The sequence below is a fragment of the Dyella sp. genome (genome assembly GCF_035486915.1).
Lineage (GTDB): Bacteria > Pseudomonadota > Gammaproteobacteria > Xanthomonadales > Rhodanobacteraceae > Dyella_B.
The window spans coordinates 1-10,007 of the sequence record NZ_DATHMR010000161.1 but is presented as its reverse complement, the minus strand read 5'-3'; the positions used below and the strand labels follow the sequence as shown (position 1 = coordinate 10,007).

Genomic DNA, 10,007 nt, shown 5'->3' with positions numbered 1-10,007 from the left:
GCTGTCTGTTGTCCTCGACAACTCGTGCACCCATTCACGCGATTTGCACGGACACGATCACAAAAAAAATCCCGGCCGGAGCCGGGATGTTCGATGCGATGCATCGCAGAGGTTGGCAGTGGGTCGAATCACCAGTGATAGATCACTTTGGTGTAATAGTAGCGCCCATTGAAGCCGTCGGGTGAAAATTCTGAATACGGAATGGTTCCGTTGTTGTTATTCGCGGCGATGACCTTGTCCGGATAACTGTTCGTCGCATTGTCCACCCCCAATGTGAAGGTCCAGTTGTCGAGGTTGTAACTACCCGCAAGATCCAGCACCCACTGCGGACTGAATGTCTGATTGAGCAGGTAGGTTTCATTGCTATACGCAGTGAAGGTGCCGTAGCGGGTGAGGTTGCCGTTGAACACCCAATGGCCGAGCATGTAGTTCTCATTGAAGATGAGCTTGCTGCGCGGCGTGGAGTTGGCCAGCAAGCCCTTCACATCGCGATAGCTGACGCGTTCGAGCTGCAGACCCAGCGCATCCAACTGCGGTGGATTGGGCTCAACACCACTCACCTGCGTGCGGTTGTAGTTGTAGCTGATGGTGCTGTTCAGCACACCGTCGTTTCCGAAATCGGAACGGTAACTGCCCACCAGGTCGCCGCCTTGCGTGCGCGTATTCACCGCATTGGTGAAATATTGCGCCGAGGTGTACGCCACGTCGGTAATGCCGTGGGACGCCAGGTAATCGACCACCACCGGATCGTTCAGGCCGCTCAACGTGCTGGAAAGCACGATGCGGTTGTAGATCTGGATCTGATAGATGTCGAAGGTCAGCGTTAGCGCATCGATCGGATTGAACACCGCACCCACGGTGTAGTTGTGCGATTTCTCCGGCCTCAACGCTTGTGCGCCGAGCAATTGCGCCACCGGGTTGTCGACGGGCAACAGACCTGTCTGGTAAATGCCCGGGGCTACGCCGGGCCCGGCGCTGCTGGGCGTCAGGTAAAGCGAGCCGATCTGCGAGTAATCCTCCTGTGCCAGCGATGGCGCGCGGAAACCGGTGGATGCACTGGCACGCAAGGCGAAACGATCGGTGAAGTCGTAGCGCGCCGCAAGCGCACCCGACACCGTGTTGCCGAAGTCGTTGTAATCCTCATGCCGCACGGAGACCGATGTGCCGAGCTTGTCGGTCAGATTGGTTTCGAGGCTGACGTACTGGGCGATATCGCTGCGACTCCACGATCCGGTGTTCACCGGGCTGTAGCCGCTAAAGCCCTGTGCGCCGCCGCTGACGCCCGAGGTACCGACATAATAGGAGTCCGGATTGCCCGCGCTGATGCTGTACGTATCGCGTAGATACTCAGCACCAAACGCCAGCGTCACCGAGTTGGGCAACCAGCCGACGTTGAGATCCTTGGCGACATCGACATCCACGGCCTGCTGCGCGGCGGAAACGATGCCGTCGAAGAACGTTGTCGGCGTGTAACCGAAGTCGTTGAGATAGGCGTAATTGGCGGTGTTGATGGTGTCCAGCGATACGCGATTGCCACCGTAGTTCGCACTTACATCCCAACGCCAGCCATCCGGAGTCGTACCGCGCACGCCGGCCACCAGCGCCTGATCGGTACTGTGCGCCTGCAGGAGCGGTTGGTAGCCATTCGGATAAATCGCGCTGATTGCTGGCGCAATGGCAGAGGAATAAAGGTAAGGATTGCGGTAAAGCTCATCGGAAATCGCATTGCGCTCGTGATAACTGCCGAATGCGTAGAACTGCACGTTGTTCGTGATGTCGTATTGCGTATTCAGAAACAGGTTGTGCTGGCTCACCGACGGATCGCCAAACACCTGCTTCTCGCCCAGTTGTGGATAGCGCACATCCGCGCCGCCCTGATTCGTCGGATCCTGATGGCCGTCATCCACGCTGATGCGCAGCCAGCCTTTGTCGCCTGCTAGCGGAATGCCGAAATTGGCCGAGCCCAGCCACTGACGTCCACCGCCCCTATCGTATTGACCGCCATCGAGTTCAATCGAACCGCCCTGCGCGCCATGCTTGAGGATGATGTTGATCACACCCGCGATCGCGTCGGAGCCGTATTGCGCCGACGCGCCATCGCGCAGCACTTCGATGTGATCGATGGCCGACAGCGGAATCGTATTGAGATCGACCGGCGCCGAGCCGCGGCCGATGCTGCCGTCGGTATTCACCAACGCGCTCGTATGCCAGCGTTTGCCATCCACCAGCACGAGCACTTCATCGGGTGCGAGTCCGCGTAGCTGCGCGGGGCGTTGCGAGTCGGTGGTGTCCGTCGCGGCAGGGCGCGGAAAGTTGAGCGAAGGAATCAAACGTGCGAGCGCGGTGGCCAGTTCGTTTGTGCCCGTGCTTTGCAGTGCGGTGGCCGGAATAACATCGATCGGCGAGAGCGACGTGCTATCCGTGCGGTTCTGCGCGCGGGTGCCCGTCACGATCACTGCTTGCAGATTTTTGGGGTTGTTGGGGGGCGGAGGGTTTTGCGTGGTGCTTTGTGCTGTGTCTTGCGCGGCGGCTGGGGTGCCGAGGGCAAGCAGGAGAGCGGTAGTGAGGGCAGTCGTGAATGGTATCGATATCTTTTTGTGCAACGTTTTTTTCTTCATGCGGTAGTTCCCCTAGCGGACTTTGTTGCTACGCAACAATTTCAGACTAATGACAGTCGGGTGCGCATATCAAACGAAGTTTGGGCGTCTAAAAGTCCAATTGAGAATATCGATAACAAACATGCGCTTATTGGACTATTTTTCGTGACGAGGCTGTGAAAAACCGGGTCTGGTAGAGGCGCCCGATAGCCGATGGGTCGTGTATGCGTGCCCTGGCCTCGGACTAGGCGCCCCGGGACTCAGGCACTAACATGCCTCGGCCTGAGGTGACTGCTGGCGCCGAACCAGCAGCTAAAACGGGAATCCGGTGCGTTGGCGCTCGTCGCATAACTACTCCGGAGCTGCCCCCGCAACGGTAAGCGAGCAACGCGGTCCACCTGCAAGCCACTGTGCATGATGCATGGGAAGGCGTGGATCGGAAGGTTTCAACGCCTTCGCTCGCGAGCCCGGAGACCGGCCTCAAGGCGTAACCGGACAGGCGGAGGGCCAATGTCGGGAACCGCTGCGTCAGCAGTCGGTGCCTCACTCCTTCACTTGCCCTGATGTCAGGCGTACGAAGGAGTCTTGAACCATGCACTCATCCCTGTTTGTTCGCCTGCACGGACTACGCGCATGAGCGATTCACCGTCCCGCGACGCGATGACGCCGGAAGAGCGTCATCGCGAACGCATGCAGCGAAAAAAAGAGCTAGTCGATCGCAAGATAGCCCGCGCGACCATCGATCGCGGCGTGCTGGTGGTAAACACCGGCAACGGCAAAGGTAAAAGTTCGTCCGGTTTCGGGATGCTCGCCCGTTCGCTGGGTCACGGGTTCAAATGCGGTGTCGTGCAATTCATCAAGGGCACGTTTTCTACCGGCGAAGAAGCGTTCTTCCGTCACTTCGAAGGCGATCAGCTCGATTACTACGTAATGGGCGAAGGTTTTACATGGGAAACGCAGGACAAGGCGCGTGACATCGCCGCTGCGCAAGCCGCGTGGGACGTGGCCGCCGGCATGTTGGCCAATCCCGATTACGATTTTGTCTTGCTCGACGAACTCAATATCGCGCTGGTCAAGCAATACGTGCAGTTGGAGCAGGTGATTGCTGCGGTGACGTCGCGGCCGCCTCGACAGCATGTTGTGATTACGGGGCGTGGCGCACCGGATGGGCTCGTGGCTGTCGCCGACACGGTCACGGAAATGCGCGTCGTCAAACATGCTTTCGACGCGGGGATCAAAGCGCAGAAAGGCGTGGAGCTGTGACGAAGACGCGCGAGTGTCCCGCGTTGCTGGTGTCGGCGCCTGCATCGGGGCAGGGCAAAACATCGGTCACTGCTGCGCTCGCACGTTGGCACACCAAGCAGGGACGGCGCGTGCGCGTCTTCAAGACCGGACCGGATTTTCTCGATCCGATGGTGCTCGAGCAGGCGTCGGGCACGCCTGCCTATCAGCTCGATCTGTGGATGTGCGGAGAGGCCGATGTTCGTCAACGATTGTTCGATGCGGCCGGCGCCTGCGATCTGATTCTCGTCGAAGGCGTGATGGGGTTGTTCGATGGCGATCCGTCCAGCGCCGATCTCGCGCAACAATTCGGTCTGCCGGTGATGACCGTGATCGATGGGTCTGCGATGGCACAGACCTTTGGTGCCCTCGCTTGCGGTATGGCGTCCTATCGCAAGAAGCTCTCGATGTACGGCGTGGCAGCCAATCGTGTCGGCAGTGATTATCACGCGAAGTTGTTGAAGGAGAGTCTTCCATCATCGCTGCAATGGCTCGGTGCGCTGCCTCGCGACGAAGCGCTTGTGTTGCCGGAGCGTCATTTGGGCTTGATTGCGGCGGCCGAGTTGGACGATATCGACGCCCGGCTCGATGCGTTGGCGAACGCGTGGTCTCAGCATGCCTCGACGGCGCTTCCGACACCGACGCGTTTCAAAGAGCAGCACATCGATCCCGTACCCATGCAATTGCACAAACAACGCATCGCGATCGCGCGCGACGCTGCGTTTTGCTTCATCTATCAAGCCAACCTGGACCTTCTCAGCGAAGCTGGCGCGGAGTTACGTTTTTTCTCGCCGCTGGCCGGCGACGCGTTGCCTGAGTGCGATGCGGTGTGGTTGCCCGGTGGTTATCCCGAGTTGCACTTAAGCGCACTGTCCGCGCGACGCGACCTACATAAGGCGCTGCGCGAACATCGCGACGCCGAGAAACCGATACTCGCCGAGTGCGGCGGTTTGCTGTTTGGGCTGGAATCGCTTGCCGATCGCGATGGCAATGAAGCGCCGATGGCGGGTTTGTTGGCAGGGCGTGCCGTTTTGCAATCGCGATTGGCAGCGCTCGGGCTGCAAAATGTAGAGTTGCCCGAAGGTAAGCTTCGCGGCCACACATTCCACTATGCGCGTGCATGGATCGACGAAAAGCCGCTGGCGCATGCCAGCAATCCAAACAACGGTCCTTGTCAGGAAGCCGTCTATCGAGATCGTCGTTTGACGGCCAGCTTCGTGCATCTTTACTTCCCTTCCAATCCGCTCGCAGCGCAGCGGTTGTTCCTGCCATGACGACGGCGTTGATCATGGTGGCAGCCGTGCTGCTGGATCGATGGCTTGGCGAGCCGCGCCGCGCACATCCGTTGGTTGGTTTTGGCCGCATGGCGGTTTGGATAGAAACACGCACCTATGCCAATCGGCGCTTGAACGGTGTGATCGCGTGGCTGCTTGCAGTCGGTCCGTTGGCGGTGGCGCTATGGCTCGTGCAGCGCGTGGTGCCTGTGTGGATTTCATCGCTCATCGCGGCACTCGTGCTCTACGCGACACTTGGCCTTCGCAGTCTGGGCGAACACGCGCAGCCGGTTGCGGCAGCGCTCGACAAGAATGATCTCGATGACGCACGGCGCGCCGTGGGTCGTATGGTCAGTCGTGATACAGCGGCACTGAATGTCAATCAGGTCGCTGCCGCAGCGACAGAGTCTGTGCTGGAAAACGGCAACGATGCGGTGTTCGGTGCATTGTTCTGGTTTGCGTTGCTGGGTGCACCCGGCGCGCTGTTATATCGGCTGGTCAATACGCTCGACGCGATGTGGGGTTACCGAACGACGCGCTACGAGCGTTTTGGTTGGGCCGCTGCACGCATCGACGACGTGTTGAATTTCGTTCCCGCGCGGTTGACGGCATTGACGTATGCGTTGTGCGGGAACTTCGCTGGCGCATGGCGCTGTTGGCGCACCCAGGCGCGCCAGTGGGACAGTCCGAACGCAGGCCCGGTGATGGCGGCAGGTGCAGGCGCTGTGAATGTGCGTCTAGGTGGCGCGGCGCCTTATCACGGTGTGTGGGAAGAGCGTCCGACATTGGGCGAAGGTAAGTTGCCCGATGCGACATCGATTGCCCACGCGCTTCGTCTCGTGCGCACCGGTGTGGTTCTCTGGCTATTGATCGCGCTTGTGCTCGCCATCGCGATACGCGGAGCGGCATATGCTTGAACATGGCGGCCGCCTGCATCGTGCAGCGCGCGAGTACGGCATTCCATTAGAGGATTGGCTGGACCTTTCCACAGGCATCAGTCCGTTCGGTTGGCCCGTTCCCGCGATTCCGCCATTGGCATGGCAACGGTTGCCCGAAGACGACGACGGTTTGATCGATACGGCCAAGGCGTACTACGAAGCGCCGTATGTGCTGCCTGTCGCTGGCTCGCAGGCGGCCATTCAAACGTTGCCTTGGATGCGGTCGCGCTCGCGTGTTGGTGTTCTCTCGCCGGGTTATGCCGAGCACGCTTACGCATGGCGAAGCGCCGGTCATGATGTGGACGAAGAGCCTGCCGATGCGTTGTTGAATCACGTCAAGCGTTGGGATGTGGTGGTGCTGATTCATCCGAACAATCCGGGCGGCGAACGCTTCGATGAGCAGGCTCTGTTGCATTTGCATGCCGAATTGGCATCGCGTGGTGGATGGCTGATTGTCGATGAGGCGTTTATGGATGCCACGCCGCAGCAGAGTCTTAGTCGCTATACGGAACGCGATGGATTGGTCGTGTTGCGTTCGGCCGGAAAATTTTTCGGCCTGGCGGGAGCGCGTTCCGGCTTTGTCTGCGCATCGAGCACCATCGTACAAGCGATACAACAAAAGCTTGGTCCCTGGACATTGAGTGGGCCAACACGATTCGTGTTGCAGCACGCGTTGAAAGACCATGCGTGGCACGTTCAAGCGCGTTCGCGCTTGCAGTCGGAGAGCGAGCGGCTTGCCGCGTTGTTGTCCACGCACAGATTGCACCCGGCCGCCGGTACGGCATTCTTTCAATGGTGCAAGCACGACGAGGCATCCACACTGCATCGGGAGCTTGCCCGGCGAGGCATTCTTGTCCGTCTGTTTGACACGCCTGCGAGTCTCCGATTCGGATTGCTTCCGGACGATGCGGCGTTCGCACGCCTGAATGCCGCGCTCGGCGAGGTGCTGCGATGACTGCGCGCGTGCTGATGGTGCAAGGCTGTACATCGGATGCGGGCAAAAGCACGCTCGTGGCAGCACTGTGCCGCTGGGCACGCCGGCGCACTGTGCGCGTGGCACCTTTCAAGCCGCAAAACATGGCGCTCAATTCCGCGGTAACCGTCGATGGCGGTGAAATTGGCCGTGCGCAGGCGGTGCAGGCGCAGGCATGCGGCTTGGAGCCGCTGATCGATTTCAATCCGGTGTTGCTCAAGCCTAGCAGCGATATCGGTGCGCAGGTGATCGTGCATGGCCGTCCTGTCGCCAACATGGATGCGCGTCACTATCACGACTACAAGCGAATCGCTCTCGATGCCGTGATGGCCTCGCACTCGCGATTGGTTGCGGCGTACGATGCAGTGATTGTCGAAGGAGCGGGCAGTCCGGCGGAAATCAATCTGCGCGATCGCGACATTGCGAACATGGGGTATGCCGAAGCGGTGGATTGTCCCGTGATTCTCGTCGCCGATATCGATCGCGGTGGCGTATTCGCCCATTTGGTTGGAACGCTTGCGTTGCTCTCCGACAGCGAAAGGGCGCGCGTCGCGGGCTTTGTCATCAATCGTTTTCGGGGCGACATCTCGCTTCTTCAATCGGGACTGGATTGGCTTGAACGCGAGACGGGAAAACCGGTGCTCGGTGTTTTGCCGTATCTGCACGGGTTGCATCTGGAAGCGGAAGATGCGCTGCCGCGCGATCGCCGCGACAAATCTGGCGTGTTGCTGCGCGTGGCAGTGCCTGCGCTTCCGCGTATCAGTAATCACACGGATTTCGATGCGCTGCGTGCACATCCGCAGGTCGATGTGCATATCGTGGCGCCCGGCGAAGCGCCACCACCGTGCGATCTGATCGTTCTGCCGGGGTCCAAGGCCACGCGGGCCGATCTTGCCTGGTTGCGTACGCAAGGATGGGATGTCGCTCTTGCGAAGCATCTGCGCTACGGCGGCAAGGTGATCGGCATCTGTGGCGGATTGCAGATGCTGGGAAGGGCCGTACACGATCCGCAAGGTATCGAAGGTGAGCCGGGTAGCAGCGAAGGGCTGGGCTGGCTGGATATCGAAACGACGCTCGAATCGCACAAGCACTTGCGTCGAGCGCATGGCCGACTGGCGTTTGCCGACGCCAGTGTGCAGGGTTATGAAATCCATTGCGGTGTAAGTAGCGGCGAGGGCTTGCTGACGCCTTTTGCCGATCTGCACGATGGCCGCAGCGATGGTATTCGCTCCGCCGACGGCCAGATTCTGGGCAGCTATCTGCACGGGCTTTTCGACGATCCGCAGGCGCTGCATGCATTGCTCGAATGGGCTGGTCTGCGCGATGCCGCGACGGTCGATATCCACGCCTTGCGAGAGGAGAGCATCGATCGGCTCGCCGACGCGGTAGAAGCCCATCTGGACACCGCTACACTGGAGCGATGGCTAGGGATAACGGCATGCGTACCTTGATTCTCGGCGGCGCCCGCTCCGGTAAAAGCGCGTTAGCCGAACGGCTTGCCGGGAAGAGCAGCGACGTCGTTTACGTCGCTACCGCGCAACCGGGTGACGAAGAAATGGCCGCGCGTATCGCGCATCACCGCGAGCGGCGCCCATCGTCCTGGCTGAGCGTGGAAGAGCCCGTGCATCTGGCCGCAGTCTTGCGCGAACACGCTCGTCCTGAACGTTGCCTGCTCGTCGACTGCCTCACGCTGTGGCTCAGCAATCTGCTTGGCGAGTCCGATGAACAACTTTTCCAACACGAACGTCACCAGTTGCTTGATACATTGCCCATCTTGCCGGGCGAGGTTGTGATGGTCAGCAACGAAGTCGGTCTGGGCATTGTGCCGATGGGTGCGTTGACACGTCGTTTCGTCGATGAAGCCGGCCGTCTGCATCAATCCATCGCTGCCGTCAGCGAGCGGGTCATTTTTGTTGCGGCAGGTTTGCCGCTGGTTATGAAAGGAACCTTGTCATGAGTCTCGATTGGCTCTCCACTCCTTGCGCGCAGCCCGATAGCGCGCAGCTCCAGGCGGCAGCTGCGCGACAGATGCAGCTGACGAAACCGCCGGGTTCGCTCGGTCAGCTCGAAGCGCTGGCGATTCAGCTGGCGTCGCTGCAACACACGTCCACGCCCTCAGTGGAGCGCGTTTGGATCAGCGTGTTTGCTGCCGATCACGGTGTCGCGGAAGAGAACGTCTCTGCTTATCCGCAGGTGGTCACGGGCGAAATGGTGCGCAACTTCGCCACGGGTGGCGCTGCCATCAGCGTGCTTGCGCGCACGCTCGGCGCCAATCTGGAAGTGGTGAATCTCGGCACGGTGAACGATCCGGGCGAGATTCCCGGTGTGCGGCGCGCGATCATTGCGCCGTCTACCGCGAACTTTTGCGTCGGTCCCGCGATGACATTTGAGCAGCTTGAGAAGGCGCTCGCAGTCGGAGTAGAGAGCGCACACGCCGCAAAGAAGGCCGATGCACAGCTCTTTATCGGCGGCGAGATGGGCATTGCCAACACGACCGCTGCGGCCGCGCTGGCGAGCGCATTGTTGGAAGAGCCGCCGTCGTGTCTTGCCGGCGCGGGCACCGGTCTGGATTCGGTGGGTATCCAGCATAAAGTCAGCGTGCTTGAGCGCGCCCTTGCAAAACACGCGGACGCGAGTACGGCGTTGGAGCAGTTGCGCTGCCTGGGCGGCTTTGAGATCGCCGCGCTCGTGGGTGCTTTTATTGCCGCCGCGCAAGCAGGCCTGCCGATTTTGGTGGACGGCTTTATCACGACAACGGCGGCGTTGACGGCGGTGCGCATTCAGCCGGATGTGCGCACATGGTTGCTGTTCGCGCATCGCTCCAAGGAACACGGGCACGCGCGTGTGCTTAACGGACTCGATGCAGAACCGCTGCTCGATCTCAACATGCGTCTAGGTGAGGCGAGTGGTGCTGCCGTGGCGGTGCCGCTATTACGCCTTGCGT

Annotated in this window: 8 protein-coding genes and 1 riboswitch; of the genes, 7 read left to right on the top strand and 1 reads right to left on the bottom strand. The window is 60.3% G+C overall.

Annotated elements, in window-relative coordinates; all coding sequences use genetic code 11:
- Nucleotides 1-128 precede the first annotated feature (128 nt).
- Nucleotides 129-2,450, bottom strand: coding sequence for a TonB-dependent receptor (locus tag VK725_RS12935; protein WP_325318470.1), 2,322 nt, complete (start codon nucleotides 2,448-2,450; stop codon nucleotides 129-131).
- 415 nt (nucleotides 2,451-2,865) lie between these two features.
- Nucleotides 2,866-3,094: riboswitch (cobalamin riboswitch) on the top strand.
- A gap of 163 nt (nucleotides 3,095-3,257) precedes the next feature.
- Between VK725_RS12935 and cobO the strand changes: the two genes are divergently transcribed.
- The 7 genes from cobO to cobT all read left to right on the top strand — a co-directional run.
- Complete coding sequence (cobO, locus tag VK725_RS12930; RefSeq protein WP_325318471.1) at nucleotides 3,258-3,860, top strand: cob(I)yrinic acid a,c-diamide adenosyltransferase; 603 nt, start codon at nucleotides 3,258-3,260, stop codon at nucleotides 3,858-3,860.
- Nucleotides 3,857-5,152, top strand: a complete 1,296-nt coding sequence (locus VK725_RS12925; protein WP_325318469.1) for a cobyrinate a,c-diamide synthase — start codon at nucleotides 3,857-3,859, stop codon at nucleotides 5,150-5,152. The genes cobO and VK725_RS12925 overlap by 4 nt, the downstream gene beginning before the upstream one ends.
- Nucleotides 5,149-6,069 carry an adenosylcobinamide-phosphate synthase CbiB gene (cbiB, locus tag VK725_RS12920; protein WP_325318468.1) on the top strand — a complete coding sequence of 307 codons (921 nt, stop codon included), beginning with the start codon at nucleotides 5,149-5,151 and terminating at the stop codon, nucleotides 6,067-6,069. The genes VK725_RS12925 and cbiB overlap by 4 nt, the downstream gene beginning before the upstream one ends.
- Nucleotides 6,062-7,045, top strand: a complete 984-nt coding sequence (gene cobD / locus VK725_RS12915; protein ID WP_325318467.1) for a threonine-phosphate decarboxylase CobD — start codon at nucleotides 6,062-6,064, stop codon at nucleotides 7,043-7,045. Before cbiB ends, cobD begins: the two co-directional genes overlap by 8 nt.
- Nucleotides 7,042-8,514 carry a cobyric acid synthase gene (locus VK725_RS12910; RefSeq protein WP_325318466.1) on the top strand — a complete coding sequence of 491 codons (1,473 nt, stop codon included), beginning with the start codon at nucleotides 7,042-7,044 and terminating at the stop codon, nucleotides 8,512-8,514. The genes cobD and VK725_RS12910 overlap by 4 nt, the downstream gene beginning before the upstream one ends.
- Entirely contained in the window at nucleotides 8,502-9,020 is a 519-nt protein-coding gene (cobU, locus tag VK725_RS12905; RefSeq protein WP_325318465.1) for a bifunctional adenosylcobinamide kinase/adenosylcobinamide-phosphate guanylyltransferase, read from the top strand. Before VK725_RS12910 ends, cobU begins: the two co-directional genes overlap by 13 nt.
- On the top strand, nucleotides 9,017-10,007 hold a 991-nt coding region (cobT, locus tag VK725_RS12900; protein ID WP_325318464.1), incomplete at its 3' end, for a nicotinate-nucleotide--dimethylbenzimidazole phosphoribosyltransferase. The genes cobU and cobT, both read left to right, overlap by 4 nt.